This is a genomic window from Sphingomonas lycopersici, from assembly GCF_026130605.1.
Taxonomy (GTDB): domain Bacteria; phylum Pseudomonadota; class Alphaproteobacteria; order Sphingomonadales; family Sphingomonadaceae; genus Sphingomonas; species Sphingomonas lycopersici.
Genome location: NZ_JANFAU010000013.1, coordinates 85,380 through 109,107 on the forward strand (window position 1 = coordinate 85,380; position 23,728 = coordinate 109,107).

At 66.0% G+C, this 23,728-nt stretch carries 21 protein-coding genes and 1 tRNA gene; 12 read left to right on the forward strand and 10 right to left on the reverse strand.

The genetic code is table 11. The features are described from left to right. Window positions 1-11 precede the first annotated feature (11 nt). The 4 genes from tal to NED98_RS19545 all read left to right on the forward strand — a co-directional run bounded on the left by tal (window position 12) and on the right by NED98_RS19545 (window position 3,712). A complete protein-coding gene (tal, locus tag NED98_RS19530) occupies window positions 12-1,121 on the forward strand; it encodes a transaldolase (protein WP_179512296.1) in 1,110 nt (369 codons plus the stop codon). Between the two features lie 67 nt (window positions 1,122-1,188). Next, window positions 1,189-2,175, forward strand: coding sequence for a phosphogluconate dehydrogenase (NAD(+)-dependent, decarboxylating) (gene gnd / locus NED98_RS19535; protein WP_265269531.1), 987 nt, complete (start codon window positions 1,189-1,191; stop codon window positions 2,173-2,175). After that, window positions 2,172-2,969 (forward strand): Cof-type HAD-IIB family hydrolase, encoded by a 798-nt coding sequence (locus NED98_RS19540; RefSeq protein ID WP_265314124.1) that lies wholly within the window; start codon window positions 2,172-2,174, stop codon window positions 2,967-2,969. Before gnd ends, NED98_RS19540 begins: the two co-directional genes overlap by 4 nt. Further along, complete coding sequence (locus tag NED98_RS19545) at window positions 2,966-3,712, forward strand: HAD-IIB family hydrolase (protein WP_179512293.1); 747 nt, start codon at window positions 2,966-2,968, stop codon at window positions 3,710-3,712. The genes NED98_RS19540 and NED98_RS19545 overlap by 4 nt, the downstream gene beginning before the upstream one ends. A 46-nt stretch (window positions 3,713-3,758) precedes the next feature. Here NED98_RS19545 and NED98_RS19550 read toward each other — a convergent pair whose 3' ends face one another. From NED98_RS19550 to NED98_RS19570, 5 genes are all read right to left on the reverse strand, one after another. Continuing rightward, a complete protein-coding gene (locus NED98_RS19550) occupies window positions 3,759-4,547 on the reverse strand; it encodes a 3'(2'),5'-bisphosphate nucleotidase CysQ (protein WP_265314125.1) in 789 nt (262 codons plus the stop codon). Further along, window positions 4,540-5,886, reverse strand: a complete 1,347-nt coding sequence (locus NED98_RS19555; protein ID WP_265314126.1) for a TldD/PmbA family protein — start codon at window positions 5,884-5,886, stop codon at window positions 4,540-4,542. Before NED98_RS19555 ends, NED98_RS19550 begins: the two co-directional genes overlap by 8 nt. Before the next feature lie 273 nt (window positions 5,887-6,159). After that, complete coding sequence (locus tag NED98_RS19560; RefSeq protein ID WP_209547672.1) at window positions 6,160-6,621, reverse strand: NUDIX domain-containing protein; 462 nt, start codon at window positions 6,619-6,621, stop codon at window positions 6,160-6,162. 14 nt (window positions 6,622-6,635) lie between these two features. Then, a complete protein-coding gene (locus NED98_RS19565) occupies window positions 6,636-8,015 on the reverse strand; it encodes a DEAD/DEAH box helicase (protein ID WP_179512290.1) in 1,380 nt (459 codons plus the stop codon). Window positions 8,016-8,105: 90 nt separating this feature from the next. After that, window positions 8,106-8,579 (reverse strand): hypothetical protein, encoded by a 474-nt coding sequence (locus tag NED98_RS19570; RefSeq protein WP_179512289.1) that lies wholly within the window; start codon window positions 8,577-8,579, stop codon window positions 8,106-8,108. Between the two features lie 69 nt (window positions 8,580-8,648). Between NED98_RS19570 and NED98_RS19575 the strand changes: the two genes are divergently transcribed. From NED98_RS19575 to NED98_RS19585, 3 genes are all read left to right on the forward strand, one after another. Further along, on the forward strand, window positions 8,649-10,097 hold the full coding sequence (locus NED98_RS19575) for an FAD-binding oxidoreductase (protein ID WP_265269575.1): 1,449 nt from the start codon (window positions 8,649-8,651) through the stop codon (window positions 10,095-10,097). A gap of 136 nt (window positions 10,098-10,233) precedes the next feature. Further along, window positions 10,234-11,004: a SapC family protein gene (locus NED98_RS19580; protein ID WP_179512288.1), complete on the forward strand. Its 771-nt coding sequence runs from the start codon at window positions 10,234-10,236 to the stop codon at window positions 11,002-11,004. Between the two features lie 20 nt (window positions 11,005-11,024). Next, complete coding sequence (locus tag NED98_RS19585; RefSeq protein ID WP_265269526.1) at window positions 11,025-11,570, forward strand: cytochrome b; 546 nt, start codon at window positions 11,025-11,027, stop codon at window positions 11,568-11,570. A 288-nt stretch (window positions 11,571-11,858) separates the two neighbouring features. Here the strand turns inward: NED98_RS19585 and NED98_RS19590 are convergent, their stop codons facing one another. After that, window positions 11,859-12,692 (reverse strand): N-formylglutamate amidohydrolase, encoded by an 834-nt coding sequence (locus NED98_RS19590; RefSeq protein WP_265269525.1) that lies wholly within the window; start codon window positions 12,690-12,692, stop codon window positions 11,859-11,861. Window positions 12,693-12,824: 132 nt separating this feature from the next. Between NED98_RS19590 and cpdR the strand changes: the two genes are divergently transcribed. Continuing rightward, window positions 12,825-13,202, forward strand: a complete 378-nt coding sequence (gene cpdR / locus NED98_RS19595) for a cell cycle two-component system response regulator CpdR (protein WP_265269524.1) — start codon at window positions 12,825-12,827, stop codon at window positions 13,200-13,202. A 55-nt stretch (window positions 13,203-13,257) separates the two neighbouring features. Beyond that, a tRNA-Val gene (locus NED98_RS19600) sits at window positions 13,258-13,332 on the forward strand. A 595-nt stretch (window positions 13,333-13,927) separates the two neighbouring features. Here the strand turns inward: NED98_RS19600 and NED98_RS19605 are convergent. The 3 genes from NED98_RS19605 to NED98_RS19615 form a co-directional block, all read right to left on the reverse strand. After that, a complete protein-coding gene (locus NED98_RS19605) occupies window positions 13,928-16,807 on the reverse strand; it encodes a TonB-dependent receptor domain-containing protein (protein ID WP_265314127.1) in 2,880 nt (959 codons plus the stop codon). 195 nt (window positions 16,808-17,002) lie between these two features. Beyond that, window positions 17,003-17,887, reverse strand: a complete 885-nt coding sequence (locus NED98_RS19610; protein WP_265314129.1) for a LysR family transcriptional regulator — start codon at window positions 17,885-17,887, stop codon at window positions 17,003-17,005. A 36-nt stretch (window positions 17,888-17,923) separates the two neighbouring features. Further along, complete coding sequence (locus tag NED98_RS19615) at window positions 17,924-19,543, reverse strand: arylsulfatase (RefSeq protein ID WP_265314130.1); 1,620 nt, start codon at window positions 19,541-19,543, stop codon at window positions 17,924-17,926. Between the two features lie 184 nt (window positions 19,544-19,727). Between NED98_RS19615 and NED98_RS19620 the strand changes: the two genes are divergently transcribed. Next, window positions 19,728-20,792, forward strand: coding sequence for an alpha/beta fold hydrolase (locus tag NED98_RS19620; RefSeq protein ID WP_265314131.1), 1,065 nt, complete (start codon window positions 19,728-19,730; stop codon window positions 20,790-20,792). A 22-nt stretch (window positions 20,793-20,814) separates the two neighbouring features. On the opposite strand, the gene NED98_RS19625 is transcribed toward NED98_RS19620, so the two are convergent. Next, window positions 20,815-21,093 (reverse strand): MFS transporter, encoded by a 279-nt coding sequence (locus NED98_RS19625; protein ID WP_265314132.1) that lies wholly within the window; start codon window positions 21,091-21,093, stop codon window positions 20,815-20,817. Window positions 21,094-21,848: 755 nt separating this feature from the next. On the opposite strand from NED98_RS19625, the gene NED98_RS19635 reads away from it, so the two are divergent. Both NED98_RS19635 and NED98_RS19640 read left to right on the forward strand, forming a co-directional pair. After that, a complete protein-coding gene (locus NED98_RS19635) occupies window positions 21,849-22,808 on the forward strand; it encodes an alpha/beta fold hydrolase (RefSeq protein WP_265314150.1) in 960 nt (319 codons plus the stop codon). A 171-nt stretch (window positions 22,809-22,979) separates the two neighbouring features. After that, complete coding sequence (locus NED98_RS19640; RefSeq protein WP_265314133.1) at window positions 22,980-23,585, forward strand: hypothetical protein; 606 nt, start codon at window positions 22,980-22,982, stop codon at window positions 23,583-23,585. Window positions 23,586-23,728: the final 143 nt, after the last annotated feature.

Sequence of the window (23,728 nt, forward strand, 5' to 3'; positions counted from 1 at the left end):
AGTTGAATGCAATGGGACACCTCAACGACCTTGAAAGCCACGGTCAGGCGGTGTGGCTCGACTTCGTCGACCGGAAGTTTCTGAACGAGGGCGGGCTGGTTAAACTGGTCAAGGAGGACGGCGTCACCGGCGTCACCTCCAACCCGTCGATCTTCGAAAAGGCGATGGGCCACGGCACGGCTTATGACGAAAGTCTCGCGGCGTTCGACAAGGCCAATCCCGATGCGTCGGCGATGGCGCGCTACGAGCATCTCGCGATCGAGGACATCCAGAACGCCGCGGATACGCTGCGCCCGATCTACGACCGGCTCAACGGCAAGGACGGCTATGTCAGCCTCGAAGTCTCGCCCAAGCTGGCCGAGGATACCGACGGCACGATCGCTGAGGCGGCACGGCTGTGGGCGGCGGTCGATCGCCCCAATCTGATGATCAAGATCCCGGGGACGCCGGAGGGCGTGCCCGCGATTGCCGCGTCGATCGCCGCGGGGATCAACGTCAACGTGACTTTGCTGTTCTCGATCGAGGCATATAAGGCCGTCGCGCTGGCGTTCGTCGAGGGACTCGAGGCGCGTGTCGCCAAGGGGCAGCCGATCGATCGCCTCGCCAGCGTCGCGAGCTTCTTCGTCAGCCGCATCGACAGCAAGATCGACGACAAGATCGACGCCGGGGTCGGCGGGGACGAGGCCAAGGCGCTGAAGGGCAAGGTCGCGATCGCCAACGCCAAGGCGGCCTATGCCTGGTATCAGGATTTCATCGCCTCGGATCGCTGGCAGAAGCTCGCCGCGAAGGGCGCGATGCCGCAGCGGCTGCTCTGGGCCTCGACCGGGACCAAGAACCCCGATTATCCCGACACGCTCTATATCGACACGCTGATCGGCGCGGATACGGTCAACACCGTGCCGCCCAAGACGCTCGACGCCTTCCGCGATCACGGCACCGTCGCCGAGACGCTGACCCAGGATATCGAGGGCGCGCGCAAGGTGCTCGCCGACGCCGAGCGGCTCGGACTCGATCTCGACGGGGTGACGACCTTGCTCGTCGCCGAGGGGGTGCATTCGTTCATCCACTCGTTCGACGATCTGCTGGGGGCGATCGCGGCCAAGCATCCTGCCGCTGCCTGACGATTCCCTTGCGGAACGATATCCGCGCCCGGCGATTGAACGGGGCGGTAGTGGCGGAGGGACCAGCATGAAGATCGGCATCGTCGGCCTTGGCCGGATGGGCGGGAATATCGCACGGCGGCTGATGCGCGGGGGGCATCAATGCGTCGTGTGGGATCGTAACGCCGATGCGGTGAAGGAACTGGCCGGCGAGGGCGCGATCCCCGCCGATTCGCTCGACGCAATGCGCGGGCTGCTCGCCGATCCGGCGATCTGGTGGGTGATGCTCCCCGCGGGCGACCCGACCGAACAGACCGTCGCCGCGATCGGCGAGAAGGCCGCGCCCGGCACGATCGTGATCGACGGCGGCAACACCTTCTGGAAAGACGATATCCGCCGCGCGAAGGCGCTCGCCGCGAAGGGCGTGGATTATGTCGATGTCGGCACTTCCGGCGGGGTGTGGGGGCTAGAACGCGGCTTCTGCATGATGATCGGCGGACCCAAGGCCGCGGTCGACCTGCTCGATCCGATCTTCGACACGCTCGCCCCGGGAACGGGGAGCGTGCCGCGCACCCCCAATCGCGATCCCGCGGACAATGAGGATCCGCGCGCCGAGAAAGGCTATATCCACGCCGGCCCGGTCGGCGCGGGACATTTCGTCAAGATGGTCCACAACGGCATCGAATATGGGCTGATGCAGGCCTATGCCGAGGGCTTCGACGTGCTCGCCGGGCGCAATGCGGCGCAGCTGCCCGAGGGCGAGAGATTCGATTTCAACCTCGCCGATATCGCCGAGGTGTGGCGGCGCGGATCGGTGATCTCGTCTTGGCTGCTCGATCTCACCGCCACCGCTTTGGCCGGCGATCACGATCTGTCGCATTATTCCGGCAATGTCGCGGATTCGGGCGAGGGGCGCTGGACGATCGACGCGGCAATGGAGCAGGCGACCCCGGTGTCGGTGCTCACCACCGCCTTGTTCGCGCGCTATCGCAGCCGGGTCGATCATCTGTTCGGCGACAAATTGCTCTCCGCGATGCGCTACGGCTTCGGCGGGCATATCGAGCGTCCCGAATGACGTTGGTGGTCTGCGACGTCGACGGCACATTGGTCGACAAGCAGAAGCGGCTGAGCGAGGCGACCGTCGCGGCGGTCACTCGGTTGCGCGCGCACGGCTTCGGCTTCACCTTGATCAGCGCGCGGCCGATGTCGGGGATGATGGCGCTCGCCGAGCGGCTCGGGCTCGATGTGCCGATGGGAGCGTTCAACGGCGGGATCGTGTTCCGCCGCGACGGCTCGATCGCCGAGCATCACACGATCCCGCCCGAGGTGGCGCGCGGCGTGTTCGAGGCGGTGGACGATGCGGCGGTCGATCGCTGGGTGTTCGCTGACGACCGTTGGTATGCCTCGACCGATCAGGGCGTGCATGTCGATCACGAGCGGATCGCCTCGGCGCAGGAGCCGGTCGTGCGTGCCGGGTTCGACGATCTGCTCGACCGGGCTGACAAAATCACCTTCGTCAGCGACGACCGCGAACTGCTCGTCGCGCTGGCCGAGCGGGTGAAGCCCTTCGCCGACCGCGCCACGATCGTCCAGTCGCAGGTCTATTATCTCGACGTCACCGCGCGCACCGCCAACAAGGGCGACGGCATCGCGGCGCTGGCGCATGCGATCGGGGTGCCGCTCACCAAGACGATCGCGATCGGCGATCAGGCCAATGACCTCGCGATGTTCGCGCGCGCCGGGCGATCGATCGCGATGGGCAATGCCACCGATGCGGTGAAGGCCGAGGCGGACGACGTGACGACCGCCAACGATGCCGACGGCGTGGCGCATGCGATCGATAATCTGATCCTTGGGAGAATGATGTGAAGCGTTTGGTGGCGTTCGATCTCGATGGCACGCTGGCGGAGAGCAAGCAGGCGATCCAGCCCGACATGGCCGAGGCGCTGGCCGATCTGCTCACCGTCGCCGATGTTGCGGTGATCTCGGGCGGGGACTGGCCGCAGTTCGACAAACAGGTCGCCTCGCGGCTCCCCGCGCGCGCCGATGTCGCGAAATTGTGGCTGATGCCGACCACCGGGACCAAGCTCTACACCTTCCGCAACGGCGCGTGGGGTGCGGTCTATGCCGAATTGTTCTCCGACGCGGAGAAGCAGCGGATCATCGAAGCGTTCAACGCCAGCCTCGACGCGACCGGCTTCGTTCCCGGGCAGACCTGGGGCGAGCGGATCGAGGATCGCGGCAGCCAGATCACCTTCTCCGCACTCGGGCAGCAAGCGCCGCTCGAAGCCAAGGAGAAATGGGACCCCGATTTCGCCAAGCGCCGGTTGATCCAGGCCGATCTGCGCCAGCGGCTGCCGGGGCTGGCGATCAACATGGGCGGATCGACCTCGATCGACATCACCCGCGAGGGGGTCGACAAGGCCTATGGGTTGAAGCGGTTGCGCGACGAGAGCGGGATCCCGCTCGAGGCGATGATGTTCGTCGGCGACGCGATCTTCCCCGGCGGGAACGACTATCCGGCGAAGGAACTCGGGCTCGATACGGTGCGGGTGCGCGATCCGCAGGATACGCTGGGGGTGATCGCCACGGTGGTGGCCTGCCAGAAGTAGATTTGGGCTCCCGCCTTCGCGGGGACACCAGGGGGAGGAGGCCGGGTTACCGCCCCTCCGCCACGATCGCTTCGGCGCGGTCGTGCAGCCGCTCCACCGCCGCGGCGTGAATCCCCTGCGTCGAAACGATCACCCCGAAGGCGCGCGGATCGGGTTTGTTGAAGGTCAGTTGCGCGCCGAAGGCGTCGCTCGTCGCCGCGCCGGCCTCGGCCGCGATCAGCGCGGCGGCGGCGATGTCCCACTCATTGCCCCAGCGCAAGGTCGCGACCAGATCGGCGCGATCGTCGGCGACCATCGCCATCCTCAGCGCGATCGAATTGGGCTTTTCCACCGCGACCAGATCGCGGTCGACCTTGGGCAGGGCGTCGGTCGGCACGCGCGATCCGGGGAAGATCGCGCGATCGCCCGCGCGGATCGCAACGCCGTTGAGCGTCGCGCCCGTCCCCGCGCCGGCACGCCATGCCTCGCCGCGCGCCGGGGCGTCGAGCACCGCGAGCAGCGGCTGGCCGTGTTCGACCAATGCGATCGACACCGCCCAGCCGGGGCGTCCGCGGATATAGTCGCGCGTACCGTCGATCGGGTCGACCACCCAGACGCGGTCGCGGGTCAGCCGTTCGGCGCTGTCGGCGGTTTCCTCGGACAGCCAGCCGGCATCGGGGAGCAACGCGGTAAGCCGCGCGCGGAGCATCGCGTCGATATCGAGATCGACCTCGCACACCGGACTTCCCGGCATCTTTTCCCAGCGCGCGAAATCGGTCTGCCAGCGCGCCATCGCGAGCGCCCCGGCTTCGCGGGCGACCCCCGCGACCGCTTCGCTGAGCCGCGCGTCAGCCACCCGCGACCGTCATTCCGTCGATACGCAAGGTGGGGACATTGGTGCCGTAGCGGAATTCGAGATCGTTCGCCGGGGTCAGCGCAAGGAACATATCCTTGAGATTGCCCGCGATCGTGAATTCGGCGACCGGGCTGGTGATCTCGCCATTCTCGATTCTGAAGCCCGCCGCGCCGCGGCTGTAGTCGCCGGTGACGCCGTTGACACCGTGACCGATCATTTCGGTGACATAGACCCCGCTGACGATATCCGCGATCAGCGTCTCGACCGGGACATGCCCCGCGTCGAGATAGAGGTTGCTGGTCGACACCCCCGGCGCGCCGCCGACCCCGCGCGCGGCATGCCCGGTCGGCTCCAGCCCAAGCTGACGCGCGGAGGCCGAATCGAGCAGCCAGGTTTCGAGCACCCCGTCCTCGACCAGCGCGGTGGGCGATACCGGCAGCCCCTCGCCGTCGAACGGGCGCGAGCGCAGCCCGTGCGGGCGGTGCGGATCGTCGCAGATGCGAATCCCCGCGGCGAACACCCGGGTGCCGAGCGCATCGAGCAGGAAACTCGTCTTGCGCGCGATCGACGGGCCGGAGATCGCCCCGGTCAGATGCCCGAGCAATCCGGCGCCGACGCGCGGATCGAGCACCACCGGCATCGCGCCGCTCTCCATCCGGCCGGGATCGAGCCGCGCCACCGCGCGCTGCCCCGCCTCGCGCCCGATCGTCTCTGGCGCATTGAGCCGGTGGCGATGGCGCGCGGAATGGAAGGCGTAATCGCGCTGCATCCCGCCGCCCTCGCCGGCGATCACGCTGGCGGAGAGGCCGAAGCCGGTGGTGGCATAGCCGCCCGCGAAGCCGTGGCTGGTGGCGAGCGCGATCACGCTTCGCGACGCGCTGGCGCCGCCGCCCTCGCTGTTGGTGACGCCGGGGACGGCGCGCGCGGCATCCTCGGTCGCGGCGGCGATCTCGCGCAATTCGGCGGGGGACAGTTCCGCGCGATCCTCAAGGTCGAGCGCCGGCGGCGCGCCGCGGAGCAAGCGCTCCTCCGGGGCGAGCCCGGCCCAAAGATCCTCGGGCGCCTCGCGTGCCATCGCCACCGCGCGTTCGACCAGCGCGTCCATCGCCTGCGACGACAGGTCGGAGGTCGACACGCTCGCCGAACGGTGCCCGACGAAGACGCGCAACCCGAGATCTTCGCTTTCCGACCGCCCGACATCCTCGAGCTTGCCGAGCCGGACCGATACTTCGCTCGAGGCATCGGCGGCGAAGATCGCATCGGCGGCATCGGCGCCGGCGCGGACCGCGCGCGCCACGATATCCTGAGCGCGATCGCGCGCCTGATCGGAAGTAAGCATGGCGGGGGACTTAGGGGCGCTGGGCTTAAAGTCCAGACCGGAACGGGCAGACGCGGCGCTATCGCTTAATCCGTGTCCCCGCGAAAGCGGGGACCCAGATGCCAGGGCGCCGGCGTTCGAGCGTCGTGAGCAACCTTGATCCACCCCGGCGAAGGCCGGGGTCCAGCATCAGGCCGCTCGTGACTGGAACCCGGCCCTCGCCGGGGTGGACCGGTAAATTGAAGCCGATTTAACGCGCGGTGCTCTGGCGACCGCGTAGCCGGATCACGGACATCACCACGCCCCATGCCCTTGGCGCGCCGCGAGATGCTCGGCGATGCGGCGCCGGGTGGCGGGGGAGGTGCCTTCGGGGAGTGTATCAGGGGCGAACCAGCCGGCCTCGGCAATCTCGCGCGCGTCGGCGGCGTGGAGCGCGGCGGGATCGGCCACGCGCGCGACGAACACCACGACATGATCGTCCTTCGCCTGGCTGCGGTTGTGATAGACCCCGAGCAGCCCGGCGATCTCGACATCCGCCAGCCCGACCTCTTCGGCGAGTTCGCGGCGGATCGCCTCCTCGGCGCTCTCGTTTTTGTCGACGCCGCCGCCGGGCAGATACCAGCCGGCGATATAATGATGACGAACCAGCGCGATGCGCCCCGCGGGATCGGTCAGCAACGCACGCACCCCGAATGTCCGCGGGCGCGCCATTCGCCACCACAGCCGCATCGCGCGACCGGCTATCCGGTAGCGCAACGCGACCAAGGGCCTCAGGCCTCGATCGAAACGCTCAGGAAGCTCGGCACCGGCCCGTTCCACCCGTCGTCCGGGGTGTCGTCGCGCCGCTCGCGCTGGCGGCGCGGTTCGGGTGCGCGCTCGGCCTTCTGGGCAGGTGCGGTCTTCGCGGCGGGGGCGGACTTGCGCGCGCTGCGCGGTGCGTCCGGTGCCGGCGCGGCTTCATCGGCGCGGGGGCGGCGGCCGCGGCGCGGCTTTTCCTCGCGTGCCGGGCGATCCTCTGCCGCTTCGACCGCCGGGGCGGCAAGACGGGCGATCTTCTGCCCGGTAAGCTTTTCGATATTATCGATATTCTCTTCGTCGTCCTTGCCGATCAGCGTGTAAGCGACGCCGGTCGCGCCCGCGCGGCCGGTGCGGCCGATGCGGTGGACATAATCGTCGGGATGCCACGGCGCGTCGAAGTTGAAGACGTGGCTGACGCCCTTGATATCGAGCCCGCGCGCCGCGACGTCGGAGGCGACGAGGATGTTGATATCGCCCTGCTTGAACCGGTCGAGCTCGGCCAGCCGCGCCGGCTGCTCCATGTCGCCGTGGATTTCGCCCGAGGCGAAGCCGTGCTTCTTGAGGCTCTTGTTGAGCTCGCGCACCGTCGTCTTGCGGTTGCAGAAGATGATCGCGGTGCGCACCTCTTCACCGCGCAGCAGCGCGCGCAGCGTGTCGCGCTTGTCGAACGCCGAGCCCTTCACCGGCACCAGCCATTGCGTGATGTTGGTGTTGGTCGTCGCCGGGCGCGCGACTTCGATCGTCTTGGGGTTGCTGAGGAAGCGATCCGCCAGTTTCTTGATCGGCGGGGGCATCGTCGCGGAGAACAGCAGGGTCTGGCGAGTGGCGGGCAGCTTGGTGCAGATCGTCTCGATATCGGGAATGAATCCCATGTCGAGCATCCGGTCTGCCTCGTCGATCACGAGCAGGTTGCACCCGGTGAGCAGGATCTTGCCGCGCTCGAACAGGTCCATCAGCCGGCCGGGGGTGGCGATCAGCACATCGACGCCCTTTTCCAGCGCCTTGACCTGATCGCCCATCTGCACGCCGCCGATCAGCAGCGCCATGGAGAGTTTGTGATATTTGCCGTATTTCTCGAAATTCTCCGCTACCTGCGCGGCGAGTTCGCGGGTCGGTTCGAGGATCAGGCTGCGCGGCATCCGCGCGCGGCTGCGGCCGTGGGCGAGGATGTCGATCATCGGCAGCACGAACGAGGCGGTCTTGCCGGTGCCGGTCTGTGCGATGCCGATGATGTCGCGCATCATCAGCACCGAGGGGATGGCCGAGGCCTGGATCGGGGTCGGCTCGTTATAGCCCGTATCGGCTACGGCGCGAAGCAGTTCATCTGACAGGCCGAGATCGGCGAAGCTCATGGCGGTTCCGAGAAAGAGCGGCAAGGCGCGCGCCCTCTCCGCCGGAACGCGATTGCGCGCGAAAAGTCAAGTTTTTGTGGTGTCGGGGCGCTATCGCTGCGCGACCAGGGCGCGGAAACGGACGATATCGCAGCGTGCGCCCGAACGCGAACGCAGCGCGTCGCGGCCGGCGCAGATCATCCCGTCCGAGGTGCGCTTGAGGTAGAAACCGGTGTAGAATTTGAGCGTCGGGCAATCGTCGCCCAGTTTGGCGCGCACCCGTGCGCCGTCCACCATTTCCAGATCGACGTCGCCGCCGTCCATCGCCGCCGCGACGATCGAATCCGACGAAACGCATTTCGGCGCGCGATTCTCGCGCCACCCGGTTGCGGTGGGCGGCGCGCGGTAGAGCGGGCGCGCATTGTCGTTCGAATCGGTGCGCGGGATGCGGATCACCATCCGCTCGTGGATGATCACCTGCGCCCATTGCGTCCCCGCCATCGCGAAGGCGTCGGGCTCCCTCGCCGACGCCAGCAAGGGCGTGAGCGCGGTGAGCGTCAGGATGGGCAGGGCGCGATCGAACATAGGCAAACGGGACGAAGCGTGGCGGATGGGATTTGAACCGTGGATGAATTGCGTGCGAAGGTGAAGATGATGACCCCCGACCAGATCCGCCTTGTCGATGCGCTCGCCGGCCATTTGCCGGCGCGCGTGATTGTCACCGATCCCGCCGAGATCGCGCCGTGGGAAACCGATTGGCGCGGCCGCTGGCATGGCCATGCCGCCTTGTTGCTCGCGCCGACATCGACCGCCGAGGTAGCCGCGATCGTCGCGGCGGCGGCGGCGCACCGCGTGCCGCTGGTGCCGCAGGGGGGCAATACCTCGATGGTCGGCGGCGCGACCCCGCCGGCGGACGGCGGCGCGGCGATCCTTTCGCTCCGGCGGATGAACGCGATCCGGTCGCTCGACGCCGAGGCCGGACTCGCGGTGGTCGAAGCGGGGGTGATCCTCGCCGAGCTTCACGCCGTCGCCGCGACGGTCGGGATGCGTTTCCCCTTGTCGCTCGGCGCGAAAGGGTCGGCGACGATCGGCGGGCTCGTCTCGACCAATGCCGGGGGGACGCAGGTGCTGCGCTTCGGGACGATGCGCGGGCTGGTCGCGGGGCTGGAGGCGGTGCTGCCCGACGGCCAGATCCACGACGGCCTCGCCGCGCTGAAGAAGGACAATCGCGGCTATGACCTCACGCAATTGCTGATCGGCGGGGAGGGGACCTTGGGGGTGGTTACCGCGGCGACGGTGCGGCTGGTGCCGGCGGTGGCGGCGCGCACGGTGGCGTGGGTCGGACTGGCCGACCCCGCAGCGGCGCTGACGCTGCTTCGTCGCTTCCAGCGCGCGAGCGAGGGCGTCGAGAGTTTCGAGCTGCTCCCCGCGGAATCGCTCGATGCGGTGCTGCGGCATATCCCCGGCACGCGTGCGCCGCTGTCGGGCGCGCATCCATGGCATGCCCTGATCGAGGTGACCGCCGCGCACGATGCGCGCGAGGCGCCCGCCGCGATCGTCGAACATATGCTCGGCGCCGCGCTGGCCGACGGGCTGGTGGCCGACGCGACGATCGCCGCGAGCGAGGCGCAGGCCGATGCCTTCTGGCGCATCCGCGAATCGATTTCTGAAGCGGAGCGCGCGACCGGCCCTGCGGCGCAGCACGATATCTCAGTGCCGATCGAGGCGATGCCGCGCTTCATGATCGAGGCGGCGGCGGCGTGCGAGGCGCGCTTCCCCGGCACCCGCGCCTCGGGCTTCGGGCATCTCGGCGACGGCAACGTCCATTTCCACGTCCGCGCGCCCGCCGGGGCGGATCGCACGCGCTGGCTGGCGCAGGAAGCGCCGGTCGTCACGCAGTTCGTCGACGATCTAGTGGTCGCCGCCGGGGGGTCGATCTCGGCCGAGCACGGGATCGGCCAGATGAAGCTCGGCGAGCTGGAGCGGCTGTCCTCGCCGGCCCGGATGAGCGCGTTGCGCGCGATCAAGGCGGCGCTCGATCCCCACAATATCATGAACCCCGGCAAGCTCGTGGCGCTTGCGCCGCGCGGGCCGGCCGAATAGGGCCTGCGAAGGGGGCGTGAGAGTCTGTTTGGAAAGGGCGGTTTCACCGCATGTGCGGCGCCGTCCGAAAGACCCGAAGGGCTTTTCCAACAGACTCTGATGGCCGCAATCGCATCTGTTGAGACTGGAGAGACTAATGGCCAGCGCGCCGCAGCAGCTTCCGCTTTTCTACAACGGCCTGGAGCCGCTTTCGAGCGAGCTGCACGCCAATTATCGTATTCGCCCGGCCAATGTCGCGCCGTTCCTGCGCGGGCAGCACGCCATCCCGCTGACGGTCGAGGAATTTCCGCTGGCGCAGCGGTTCATGCCGATCGTGTTCAGCGCGGGCGAGGACCCCGTGCCGCTGGCGCTGATGGGGCTCAACGAAGGCGTCAACGTGTTCATCGACGCCGAGGGCAAGCTGACCGAAGAGAATTTCTACGTCCCGGCCTATGTCCGCCGCTATCCGTTCATGCTCGCGCGGCTGCGCCCGGATGCCGACGAATTGTCGCTGTGCTTCGATCCGACCAGCGATACGGTCGGCGCGTTCGACGAGGGCGATGCGCTGTTCGACGGCAGCGAGCCGACCGAGCTGACCCGCAACATCCTGTCGTTCAACGAATCGTTCGAACAGGCCGGGCAGCGCACCGCCGCCTTCGCGCAGGAGCTGCGCGAGCTCGAGCTGCTGATGGAAGGCGAGGTTTCGATCCAGCACGAAGGCTATGAGCAGCCGTTCGTCTATCGCGGCTTCCAGATGGTCAACGAGGAGAAACTGGTCGATCTGCGCGGTGATCAGCTGCGCAAGATGGCCAAGTCCGGGATGCTGCCGCTGATCCACGCGCATCTCTTTTCGCTTGCGCTGATGCGCGATATCTTCGCGCGGCAGGTGCGCCTCGGCCTGGTGCCGCAGCCGACCCTGACGGTGTAAACAACGGGGAGGGGGACGCGATGAACAGGCCGATGGTCGACGCGCGCTATTCCGGCGTCGCGGTCACGCTTCACTGGCTCATCGCGTTACTCGTCCTGTTCAACCTGCTCGTCGGCATCGGGCATGACGCGATCCCCGCGTTGCGCGCGCTGATGCCGGCGCACAAGGCGGCGGGGATCACCGTGCTGGTGCTGACCGCGGCGCGGCTCGGCTGGCGGCTGGGGCATCGCGCCCCGCCGCTGCCCCCCGAGATTCCGGCGTGGGAGCGCAGCGCGGCGCGGACGGTCCACGGCCTGTTCTATGTGTTGCTCGTCGCGCTGCCGCTATCCGGCTGGCTGATGGTATCGGGGCCCGATCATCGCCGTCCGCTGCAATGGTTCGGCGCGTTCGACATCCCTTATCTGCCGGCGTCGGGCGCCACCGCCGATCTGGGCGGTGCCGCGCACGGCCCGCTCGGCTGGCTGATGCTGGTGCTGGTCGCGGTGCATATCGCCGCGGCGCTGCGCCACCAGTTCATCCTGCGCGACAAGGTGCTCGCGCGGATGATCCCGCCGCTGGCGGGCTGAAACCTCGCCAAGGCCGGCTTCCATCTCTCGCCCCGCATGAACAAGGCGGGGAAGCGGTGGGGCGCGTAAATTTTCCCCAATTCGGATCAAATTCTCCCCCGTAGCGATAAAAAGAGCCGGTTGCGCGGGCAAGGGTCTTGCAACCCGTCGCCTGAGACTTATGTTGGTCGCGTACGGTGTCGTGTCCCCCCTTTCGCGGCGCCGTATGGCACGCCTCTGGCGTGTCTCCTCCCTGAACCTTGGCCACCTCGCGCCACCGAGCGCGAGGTGGTTTTTTTTATTGGTTCGTCACTCCGCGGCGAGCGAGTGGGGATTATCGAGCGCCTCGTCGGCCAGCGCGTCGATCGCCGCGCGGACCAGCGCCACCATCGACGCGAAGCCTGGCCCCGGCTGATCGAGCAGCGGGTCGAGGTAAAGCGACCGATCGATCTCGAGCTGGATCGCGTGGATATGGCCCGCGGGCTTGCCGTGCCGATCGAGGATATGCGCGCCGGCATAAGGCGCGTTGCGCGCGTGGCGCAGCCCGGCGGCGGCGATCGCCGCCTCCACCCGCCGCACGAAGCGCACCGCGCTCGCCCGGCCGAACCGGTCGCCGGTGATGACCCGGGCGCTGCCGTCGATGATCGGTGGCATCGAATGGAGATCGAGCAGCACCGCGCAGCCGAACCGTTTGCGCGCATGCGCCAGCGCCTCGCTCAGCGCGACGTGATAGGGGCGGTGATCGGCGGCGATGCGCGCGGCGATATCCTCGGCTGAAAAGCGCTGGCGCCACAATTCCCCCGCGCGCGCGGTGCGGCGCGGCACCAGCCCAAGCCCGCCGCGCACCTTGGCGGTCGGCTGGCTCTCCCCGGCGCCTTCGTCGATGCGCGGATCGCGCTCGTGCTCGGCGCGGTTGAGATCGATCCACGCCCGGCCGATGCGCTGGATGAACATCGTCTCGCGTCCGCGCGCCGCGCGCGCCACCGCGTCGATATGGCGATCCTCCAGCGTCGTCAGCACCTCCACCGGCACGCGCAGATTGGCGCGCAGCGCCAGCGGGTAATCCCGCCCGCCATGCGGGACGGAGATCACCACCGGGCTTTCGGGCTGGTCCGGGCCGAGGATGTCGAACGAGTTTGGCATCGATGTGCGAGCCTATGGCAGGTGGCGGCTCGTCGCAACGGGCGGGTTGCGGGTGGAAAATGTTAATTGGTTGCCGCATATTGTCGCCCGGCGTTTCGCGAGGCCAGAAGGCAAGGATTAAGCGACCCTACGATGATCAGGATTCTACTGGCCGAAGACGATCAGGTGATGCGCGAATATCTTACGCGCGCGCTGGAGCGATCCGGCTATGCCGTGACGCCGGTCGACCGCGGCACCGCCGCATTGCCGCTGATCGAGACCGAGCGATTCGACCTGCTGCTGACCGATATCGTGATGCCCGAGATGGACGGGATCGAACTGGCGCAGAAAGCGGCGGAGATCGCGCCGGACCTGCGCGTGATGTTCATCACCGGTTTCGCCGCGGTCACGCTGAAGGCCGGCAAAACGATGCCGCAGGCCCGCGTGCTGTCCAAGCCGTTCCACCTGCGCGACCTGGTGATGGAGGTCGACCGCATGTTCGAGACCGATCACGTGAGCGGGCTCAATTAATCGAATCCGGTGCTTGCGCACCGCATAACTGCCCGCTAAAGGCCCCACTCCCCGTGGGCGTGTAGCTCAGTGGTAGAGCACTGTGTTGACATCGCAGGGGTCGCAAGTTCAATCCTTGCCACGCCCACCATCGAAAGCCCCGCTAATCCAATGGGTTAGCGGGGTTTTTGTTGAAAAAGCCGGGCGTGGAAATGAGCCCGAAACGGCCAAATTTGACCCGATTTTACCCGTTTTGACCAACTTTTTTGGGCAAATTCTGGGCACGGGTTGGAGGACGTGTCGGGCGCCGTGTAAAATTGGGCCGGTAGCGACAGTTAGAACTGGGATCCGGCCCATTTTGTCGGCGTCAGTGGCGTGGGCGCCCCGGTACGGCGCCCTGTTGTTCCCGAGACGGCGGTAACGCTGTCCCCCGAGCTGCTACGTCCCTTGCTTGAGTATGAGCGCTCTCTCACGGGCTGCCGGGTTCAATGTACAGGGTGGTGAAACCCAGCCGGCCCAGCCCTTCGCGCACGGTATTGGCGAGGCGATTTCCACGACGTCTGGTGTCGCAAAAATCCGGGATCGCACACGAGGCACTCGAGCGTATCGGGTAGCTCTATGAGATCGAGCGCGAGATCACCGGCAATTGGTCAGGAAATGATGTTCCGGCCCCGGCACCCGCGCCTCCTACTCGCCGGGGGACATGCCCGCCGCCGCGACACTCGCCATCGCCAATTCCCCTTTCGTCATAACGCCGTGGAAAGGCCGATCTTGAACTGGCGGCCCAAGGCGCTCGCGGTGAACGGATCGTAATTGTAATTGAGCCGCGCGAACGGGGGATTGCGGTTCGTCAGGTTGATCACCGACAGGCTCAACATAGTCTCCGGCATGATTTCATATTGCAGCGTGAAATCGGCGGTTTTGAATGAGTCGATATAGGTGCCCTGCGGCAATGCCGGGCTGCCCGGAATATTCGCATTCGGCCCGAAGATGCCGGTCGCGCTATCCGCGCGCTGATCATACATCTTACCGACGTAATTGAAGGTGATGCGCCCGTTCAGCGGGCCGTATCTGGCCTCGACATAGGCCTGGCCCTTCCAGCGCGGCACCGGATAAGCGGTGGTCTGGAAGTTGAACTTACCGGCCGCGTCGAAGCCAGGCTGAACGACGACGCCGGCGACCGATTCCTCCCCAGTGCGATATTCGATATTATAGGTGGCGGATCCGCCGATGCCGATCCGCACCGGCCCGACCTCCGCGCTATAATCGAGCAGAATATCGAGGCCCGAATTGGTTACTTTGGCGCCGTTCTGATAATTGGTGATCACGCGCGAGATATTGCCGACGTTGCATATTCCCGCGCCGGCCACCCCGCCGCCGCCGTTGAAATAGAAGCGCTGACGCAGCGTGGCAAAGGCGGGATCGTCGCAATTGCCGCCCGCCGTCAGCGTCGAGACCATCCCGGCGAGCGGATCCGAGACGATCGTGTCGCGGATATTGTAACGGAAATAGTCGATGCTCGCCTTGAGGCCGCCGATCGCCAACAGCACGCCGCCCGAGATATTAGTCGAGGATTCGGGCTTGAGTGCGGGCGTGCCGAACACCTCGACCGGGCGGAATGCCGAGCCGATCAGCTGCAGCCCGGTGAACGAATTGGTGGTGAGATATTGCACCGGCGGGCCGCGGAAGGTGGTGCCCAGCCCGCCGCGCACCGCCAGCCACTCGGTCATCTGGAAACGCAGCCGCCCCTGCGGGTTGAAGGTCGAGCCGACCAGCCCGCCATAATCCTCGTACCGCGCAGACAATTGGCCATTGAGCGAATCGAGGATCGGCAATTGCAGCTCGGCAAAGGTTGCCCAGACGTTGCCGCTCGCCTGGGTCGCGGTGGTGGTGCCGAGGAAGCCGAACGCGCCGCCTGCCTGCGCCGATGGGCCACCGACCGTGCTCGGCGCGCACGGCCCGAGATTGCCGTTGATCGGGGTCTCACGGCACGGCGTCGTCGCCAGATCGGCCGACTGGCTTGGCGTGAAGCGATAGGTCGATCGGCGGAACTGCCCGCCGAACGCAAATTTCACTTCGCCGCCTGGCAGTTGAAGCCCGGTATCGCCCGAAATCGCCGCGTCCGCGACGAGCAGCGAGGTATCGATGCGCTGGATGTGCGGCACGTACAGCCACCGCGCCAGCTCGATTGAATTCGCCACCGATGCGACATAATTGGGGTTGGTCTGCCCCGACACCGGATTGCCGCTGACCGCATTGCCGAACGGGTTGAGCCACAGGCAGCCGTTTTGCCCGGGCGTGCTCGCCGCAATGTCGCAATTCGCGCCGCCCAGCCCGCGCAATGCCAGCTGCAGTCGGTCGCCGTAAATGTCGGCACCGCGGATGATCCGGCTATATTGATGATAGGTGCCGGAAATGTCGAAATCGATCCCCTCGGTCAGCGGCCCGCGCAACGCGAGCGTGAACCGCGCGCTATTCGAGCTGCGGCTGCCGATCGACGAGCCGGGATTGTCCGGATCGTCAAGCGTCAGCGGGTTTCCGCCGAGTTGGAACGGACGGTAGAATAAGGTCGGAAACACCACACCCGCGGTGGCGGCCGGCAGCGCATTCTGCGCGCGATAGGCCTGCAGCCCCGGATTATCGCCCGGCACGTAGAAACCCGACACGCTGCTGCGATCCACCCCGCCCAAAGAGACGAGCGAGGGCGGGAGCGACGGCAAAAAAGAAGGCGAGCCGAGATAGCGCGGAATATCCGACCATCCGTACAGCGCGGTCGCCTGCAACTCCATCGCACGCGGCAGATCGACAGTGATGTCGATAAACACCTGGCCGCGCCGCTCGGTCTCGGTCAGCGCGTCGAATTGCGGATTGTTGGCGATGCAGCGGTTGCGCGTCGTGACATAACCGCCGAGCGGCACGCAACTCGCATCGCTCTGGATCGGGCCGAGCGCGGCGCCGGATGCGCTGATCGGCACGAAGCTGCCCGGATGGCCCGCCTGGGTCCAGCCGCCCTGCGGGTTTTCGGGATAGGGGCGCAACGAAAAGGCACGATCGAGAGTGAGCAATTGTCCGCGCGTCTGATAGCCGGCAGCAACCAGGAAGCGCAGCCCGTCGCCGCGATGGCCGTAGCTCAACGAGCCGTCGAAATCGCCATTGCTGCCCGGCACGTGCTTGTAGCTGCCGGCGACGCGGAAACCCTGCTGATCGGTGCGGGTGATGAAATTGACCACGCCGGCGATCGCATCCGAGCCGTAAGTTGCGGCGGCGCCGTCCTTGAGCACCTCCACCCGGCCGATCGCGGCGAGCGGAATCAGGTTGATGTCGACGGTCGGCGCACCCGCGCCGGTCGCCACCAGCCGCTTGCTGTTGAGCAGCACCAGGGTCCGCTCCGGCGTCAGCCCGCGCAAATTGACCGTCGCGATCCCCTCGGTGCCTTGCGAGCGCGCGTCGAACTGATTGGCGTCGCCCAGCACGCCGGTCGACGTCGGCAGAGACTTTATCAACTCGACGACGGTGGGGCTGCCCTGCCGCTGCAATTCCTGCGCGCCGATCACGTCGACCGGCGCGCGCGCATCCTCGCGCGAGCCGCGGATCAGCGTCCCGGTCACGATGATATCGGCTGGCACGCTTGCCGCTCCTTCGCCGCTGGCGATCTGTGCCGATGCCGGCGCGATATGCAGCATGGTAACCGCTGACAAAGCGGTCGCCCCCCAAAATATTCTGCGCATCATCCCCTCCCGCTCCGATGCATCTGAATCAGGCTAACGTGGGACGGACGCCTTGCGCTTGGTCAAAGAATACTTCGGGGTTATTCCCTGCGACTATAGCGACCGGCGTTTGGAGAATTCGGCAATCTTGCGCACCAGCGGCACGCTCCACAGTCCGCGCGTGGTGAGCATCCAGCATTCGAACGGCCAATGCCCGGTGGTGCGCAGTTCCACCAGCGCGCCCGACACAAGATCTCGTTCGAACACGAAGCGCGGTCCTCGCGCGATCCGATCGGTCCCGAACGGATAGACGCGGATCAGTTCCGGTTCGTCCGTCAAAAGCGCGCGCAGATGCGCATCCTGCGCGTTCGTCATCGAGCCGATCCAGGAGAGAAGCGACCGATCGATCTGCAGATGCGCCATCGGATAATCGAGCACCGCCGCCGGGCCGACCGGCGCCCGCTCGAGCAGGGGATGGCCGGGCCGCACGGCCATGATGATGTCAGTCTCGAACAGCTTGACCCGGATCAGATCAGGAAATCCTTCCGCATTCTCCTTTCGTGTGAACGAAATGTCGTAAAGCCCCTCCTGCACGCCGCGCGCCAGTTGCGAGCGGCGCACCCGTTTGACGGCCAGTTGCAAATTGGGAAATTCGACCGCCGAATGCCGCATCACCATCGGTAGCGGCTTCAGATGCGTCACCGCGCCGACCGCGATCGTCAACTGGCCGACCTCGCCGCGACTGCGCTGCCCGATCTCGCGCCGCAGCTTGGCCACCTCGTGCAAGAGCGGCTCGGCGCGGCGTGCGAGGAATTCGCCGTGCGACGTCGGGCGCGTCCCCTCGGCGGAACGCTCGAACAGTTGGATGCCAAGCTCTGCCTCCAGCCGGGCAATGCTCTTGCTGAGCGTTGGTTGCGATACGCCAAGCGTGCGCGCCGCGCCGTTGAACCCCTTCGCCTCGACCACGGCCACAATCTGTTCGAGGTGACGCAACTCCATCGCGCCAGCCTATATCAATTCATGCCAGCATCATAATCAGCGCAGCGGCACCTTCGCCGGATAGCTTTTGAACGTGTCGAGATGCGCGCGGATCGCATGCGTCAGCACCGGGATCTGCGGCTGTTTGAGTGGAGCGAGCGCATGTTCCTCCTTGGGATCGATGTAGAGGTTGAACATCTTCCCGCCATAGATCAGCTCGCTGACCGATGCTGAAAACGGGCTGGATCTCGGCCAGCTATCGTCGCTTTCGGTTTTCTGGTCGCGCACAAGGAATTTGAATTCGCCGACTCGCGCGCCCATGAACACATTGGTCGCCCAATAATATTCCACGCGCCGCGCGCTCTCGCCATTGTCGGCGAGCAGGAAGCCGCTCTGGTCGATGCCGTCGATATAGCGGTCGCCCGGCACCAGATCGGGCCGCCCGGCCAGCGACAGGCTGGTCGCGAACACGTCCATCAGATCGAACAGCCCGTCGGACACGCGCCCCGGCGCGATCACGCCGGGCCAGGAGGCGATGAACGGCGTGCGTATCCCGCCCTCGTAGATCGAGCCCTTCGCCGAACGGAACGGCGTGGTTCCCATATCGGGGAAGGTTTCCGCCATCGGGCCGTTGTCCGACGCGATCATGATGATCGTATTGTCGAGCTGTCCGGCCTGACGCAGCGCCGCTACCACCTGCCCGACGCGATGGTCCAGCTCGACGATCACGTCCTTGAACGGATAGCGCCCCGGCGATTTGCCGGCGAATGCGGGGTGGGGATAATTGTCGAAATGCGCGCCGCGCGTGCCGAAATAGAGAAAGAACGGATTCGCCTGATCCTTGCGTGAGGCGATGAAATCGGTGGCGCGCTGAGTGAATTTCTCGTCGACGAAGCGGATCGTGTCGAGATCGATCGGATAGACCGGCTTCGCCTCCTCGCCGGTCCGCCCCGAAACGATCGCCATCGTCTCACCCGCCGCCGCCCAGGCTTTGCGGTCGGGGTCATTGACCAGATCGGGATTGCGCCATGGCTCGCGCCACGCGGTATAATCGTCGGACGAGGTGAGGATGCCGTAATAATCGTCGAAGCCGACATTCTGCGGCTGCGTCTCCTTCGCCCCGCCGAGATGCCATTTGCCGATCGCCTGGGTGGTATAGCCCGCTTGTTTGAGCAAGGCGGCAAGCGTGACCTCGCCGTTCAGCCCGGTCGCCGCGCTGTTCTCGCCCGGCAGATAGGGTTTGAGCAGCCCGGTACGCACCGGCAGCCGGCCGGTCAGCAGCGACGAGCGTGTCGGCGTGCACGAGGGTTGCGAATAGGCCGAGGTCAGCCGCAATCCGCTTGCGGCGAGGCGATCGAGATTGGGCGTGGGACTGCCGACCGCAATGCCCCCGCCGAACGCGCCCAGATCGCTCCAGCCGACGTCGTCCATCAGGATCATCACGATATTCGGGGGACGGCCGAATTTCGCCCGCGCCGCGGCCAGCGCCGCCTGCGCCGCGCCCGACTGGCGCGGGTGTTGGATGACCGGCTCGCGGTTGGGCGCGGGGCGCATCGTTTTCGCGAGAAAGGCGTCGACCGGTTTGACCGGCGCCGGTTGCGCGGCCGAAACCGCGGGCATCGTCATGGCCGCCAGCGCGATTGCCGATGCGCGGATTGCGAGCCTCGTCATGGCCATGATGCGCTCCCCTGGTCCTTGTCGTTGCCGGCACGCTAACCGGTGCGTGGCGCAATGGCGATGACATAGCCGCTATGTATTTCGGCTATTGGCTTAGCGCTGTCGCCGCCCGATCGCCGCCCCTAGGATCACGGCATGCGCGATCCGAAGCGGTCGCCGGGGCAAATATGAAGGGGAGTGGGCGATGGATTTGTCGCGTCGCGGCATGCTGGCGCTGGGGCCGATCGCCGCCGGAAGTTCGATGGTTCCGCTGCTCGCAGCGCCGGCAGGGGCGCAAGCGCCCGCCGACGCGATCGCGGATCCCTATCGGGTTGGGCTGTTGCCGTCGCAGCGCCATGATGCCGCGCCGCTGGGGAATGACGTATCCCCACAGACCCGCGCCTGGCGCGCGCGCGGCAAATTGGCCTCGGTGTTCGGCAACGAAATCTATTACCAGCGCGACGGCCGTGGGCCGACATTGGTGTTCATCCACGGCTTTCCGACATCGAGCTACGACTGGAAGTCGGTGCAGGAAGACCTCAGGCGGTCATTCGACTGCGTCATCTTCGATCTGGTCGGCTTCGGCCTCTCGAGCAAACCCGAGGCATGGAGCTATTCGCTGTTCCAGCAGGCCGATACGATCGAAGGACTGATGCGCGCGCTTGGCATTCGGAGCGCGCATATCGTCAGCCACGATATGGGCACTTCGGTCCATACCGAGCTGCTCGCGCGCAAGCAGGCGGGAACGCTGACCTTCGACCTGTCCGGCTCGACCTTCCTCAACGGCAGCGTGATCAAGGGCATGGCGACGCTCAACGACTTTCAAAAGACGCTGCAGGACGCATCCTCGCTGCAAGCGGGGATGAAGATGGTCGCGGAACTGATGCCGAGCTATGTCGACCGGCTCAAGCAACTGATGGCGCGCCCCGAAGTGGTGACCGCAGAAGAAAGACGCGTGATGGAGGATTTGCTGGCGCACGAGCAGGGCAATATCCGCCTCCCCAACGTCTACAGCTATGTGCGCGAACGCTATATCCATGAGGAGCGCTGGGTCGGCGCACTGCGCAAGGAGAATGGCCCGGTCCAGATCATCTGGGGCGCGGCCGATCCGATCGCCAATATCGGTATGGGCCGCAAGCTGCACGAACTGGTGCCGCAGGCGCACTATACCGAACTGCGGAATGTCGGGCATTTCATCCCGTTCGAGGCGCCGGCCGAGGTCTCCGCCGGGATACGCGGCTTTATCGGAAAAATCGCCGAGCGGTCGTAATGCTGCTCATGCGGCTCTGGCTTCAGCGCGACGCAGCACGTCGAGGTTGCGTTGGTGGCTCGCTTCGTCGTCGCCTGAACGCGGCGAGCGAAAGCATAGCGGCGATATAGATGGCGATGATATAGACCAGGCCGAGTTCGTCCAGGGACCGTTGAGAGATGGTCCCCGGCCGGACATTTTCCGACAGCCCGACAATGCTCAGGATCGCGTCGACCGAGAATACGCCGAAGCCCGCGATCGATTTCTTGACGATATCGTCGGCCGAAACGAGCACCCCCTCCGAGGGCCGGCCGGTCTTCACCCAAGCCTCGTTCGACCCTTCTATCTGCCAGATGCTCTTGCACTATAGAGGTCGGCACTTGGCGAGTGTCGAAGTTTCACGCGTGCTACGCTGCTCAGAGCGCAAATCCCATCCCTGGAAAATCAAGCTGATTTCTCAGCTGCGCGCCGACGATCCTCACCTGAATAGCGGTGGTTCAAGGGTAAGCCGCTCCCCGTCGGTCGAATAGAGTGCCGCAGAGGCCGCACTACCGGCAGCCGCCGACCAGCCCCGCCAGCCCGATCGGCCGGTGGGGCTTTTTTGTTCGCGGCTCGGCCGGGGCGTGCGCCTCAGAAGAAATGGCGCAACTGGACGCCATATTGCCGGGGCTCGCCGTAGAGGGTCTTGATCACCGTCTGGTTGGTCACCCCTGTCGCGCCCACGCCGGCTGTCTTGTATGTGGGATAGCGCTCATTGGTGAGGTTGCGCCCGTAGAGCGCGATTTCCCATCGCTCGTCGATCGGCCGCCACGCCGCCCACGCATTGAGCAGGGTTAACGTCTCGCTTTCGAAGGCAGGATTGTTGTTGGCCTTGAAATAGACCCGGTCCCGCCACGAGAAATCCGCGCGCAGCGTGAGGCTCCCGACCTCGCCGAGCGGCGCCTTATATTCGCCGCCATAAGAACCGGCTATAAAAATCGGATTTTCGATAGTCTCGACCTATCCCTGTCTGGCTCGCGTCGGGTATTGCGAGATCGACTGTTGCGGCGCGCCTGCAACTGATGGAGGGACGGTGTGATGTCGACGATAGGCAAATTGACCGCCGGCGCGGCGGTGACCGCTTTGTCCGCATTATCGGGGCTTGCGCTGTTCACCGCGTGGAACGGCCGTCGCGCCGAGCGGCTGGTGCCGGCCGACGGGCATTTCGTCCAGGTCGACGGCGCGACCTTGCATTATGCCGATATCGGCCACGGGCGGCCGATCGTGATGATTCACGGGCTCGGCGGGCAGCTGCGCAATTTCACTTATGCGCTGAGCGAGACGCTCGCGCGCGATCATCGGCTGATCATCGTCGATCGGCCCGGATCGGGTTATTCGACCTTCAGCGCCGGCACCAAGGATCGCGGGCTGTTCGTCCAGGCGCGGATGATCGTTGACCTCATCACCGCACTGGGGATCGAGCGGCCGTTGCTGGTCGGGCATTCGCTCGGCGGCGCGATCGCGCTGGCCGCGGCGGTGCAGTTTCCGCAGCGGATCGGCGGACTGGCGCTGCTCGCGCCGCTCACCCAGCCGATCGAGACGGTGCCGGAGGTGTTCAAGGCGCTGTCGCTGCAATCACCGGTGGCGCGCGCCGCGATCGCCTGGACGCTGGCCGCGCCGCTGAGCCGCGCCCGCCCCGAGGTCGCGCAGGCGCAATTGTTCGGCCCCGAGGAGGCGCCCGCCGATTTCGAGACGCGCGGCGGCGCCGCGCTGACCTTGCGCCCGGCGGCGTTCCAGGCGGCGGCGGCGGATGTCGAGGCGTGCGGGGTCGATATGCCGATTTTGGCGCGCCGCTACGGCGAATTGTCGCTGCCGGTGGGGATCCTGTTCGCGAAGGAGGATCGTATCCTCAACTTCGCGGATCATGGCCCGCCGACCGCGCAAGCGATCGCCGGCGCCGAGCTGACCGCGATCTCCGGCGGGCACATGTTCCCGCTGACCCAGCCTGCGGTTACCGGGGAGTGGATACGCGCGAGGGCTGCGGCGATCGGGGGTTAGGATTTCCGTCGCCCGGCCCTAGCCGGAGATGCGCTTCAACGCGACGCTCGCAGTGCATCCGATCTCGAAAAGTAAATTGATGAATAGCGACCGCTGGAGCGACGAAAATTTCGTTTCTTTAGCGTCGTCGTGTGCGAGAACATTAGGGGGACGAATCGGGAATTCTTGGTGATGATCGATCTCTTCTGCAATCGCGAAAATTTGCCGATGTGCAATCTGACATTCGATATTGTCGACCGAAAATATGACGATAGCGCAAAGTGCTGGAATTTATCCTTCCGCGCCGACGGCGGGTTGTACGGTATCGTTGGATTCGGCGCGACGATTCCCGCGTCCGGCTGGCGCGCTCAATCCGATACGGCCGAAGGTGTGACGTTCCATACTTATTGGAACCGCCTAATCCTGCATTCGAGCGGGCACGAAAGCGATATGCTGCTGGAAGTCCTTGTCGAATGCTACGGATATTTCGCCTGCCGTGGCGATGAATCGAGTATATTCTACAAAATCTGTCAAGAGATCGGGCAGTGGTTCTTCGTCGACGCGATCGATTGCGTGTGTGTCGGGATTCAGTCCGACCCTGCAAGGATCGCGGAGGAGCCTCAGCACCTCAAGATTTTCTTCACCGACGGGACGGAGGATGATCGCTATGCGGAAATATTTCTCGACATCGATCTGCCGAACGGCACGGCCGGGTTGAACGAGAAGGACACGACTTACCGGCCAAAACTGGTCCATTGGCTCGCCACGCGGGCAAGGCGGCTTCATTCGATGTACTAGGGTGGATCGAGTTTCACGCGTTCGAGCCTTCGCAACCCGGTCACCCCGGCCTTGAGCCGGGGGGCCGTCTGGGGGGCGGGTGCGGAGCAAGAGCTTCCAGCCGCTGTACGCGCGGCAGGATGGAGCCCGGTTCGGGGCTGTCC

Coding starts and splice junctions, on each gene's coding strand:
- NED98_RS19635 (WP_265314150.1), top strand. CDS start 21,849: ATGTCGACGATAGGCAAATTGACCGCCGGCGCGGCGGTGACCGCTTTG.
- NED98_RS19570 (WP_179512289.1), bottom strand. CDS start 8,579: ATGTTCGATCGCGCCCTGCCCATCCTGACGCTCACCGCGCTCACGCCC.
- cpdR (WP_265269524.1), top strand. CDS start 12,825: ATGATCAGGATTCTACTGGCCGAAGACGATCAGGTGATGCGCGAATAT.
- NED98_RS19575 (WP_265269575.1), top strand. CDS start 8,649: ATGACCCCCGACCAGATCCGCCTTGTCGATGCGCTCGCCGGCCATTTG.
- NED98_RS19580 (WP_179512288.1), top strand. CDS start 10,234: ATGGCCAGCGCGCCGCAGCAGCTTCCGCTTTTCTACAACGGCCTGGAG.
- NED98_RS19590 (WP_265269525.1), bottom strand. CDS start 12,692: ATGCCAAACTCGTTCGACATCCTCGGCCCGGACCAGCCCGAAAGCCCG.
- NED98_RS19610 (WP_265314129.1), bottom strand. CDS start 17,887: ATGGAGTTGCGTCACCTCGAACAGATTGTGGCCGTGGTCGAGGCGAAG.
- tal (WP_179512296.1), top strand. CDS start 12: ATGGGACACCTCAACGACCTTGAAAGCCACGGTCAGGCGGTGTGGCTC.
- NED98_RS19565 (WP_179512290.1), bottom strand. CDS start 8,015: ATGAGCTTCGCCGATCTCGGCCTGTCAGATGAACTGCTTCGCGCCGTA.
- NED98_RS19555 (WP_265314126.1), bottom strand. CDS start 5,886: ATGCTTACTTCCGATCAGGCGCGCGATCGCGCTCAGGATATCGTGGCG.
- NED98_RS19640 (WP_265314133.1), top strand. CDS start 22,980: ATGATCGATCTCTTCTGCAATCGCGAAAATTTGCCGATGTGCAATCTG.
- NED98_RS19585 (WP_265269526.1), top strand. CDS start 11,025: ATGAACAGGCCGATGGTCGACGCGCGCTATTCCGGCGTCGCGGTCACG.
- NED98_RS19620 (WP_265314131.1), top strand. CDS start 19,728: ATGGATTTGTCGCGTCGCGGCATGCTGGCGCTGGGGCCGATCGCCGCC.
- NED98_RS19615 (WP_265314130.1), bottom strand. CDS start 19,543: ATGGCCATGACGAGGCTCGCAATCCGCGCATCGGCAATCGCGCTGGCG.
- gnd (WP_265269531.1), top strand. CDS start 1,189: ATGAAGATCGGCATCGTCGGCCTTGGCCGGATGGGCGGGAATATCGCA.
- NED98_RS19540 (WP_265314124.1), top strand. CDS start 2,172: ATGACGTTGGTGGTCTGCGACGTCGACGGCACATTGGTCGACAAGCAG.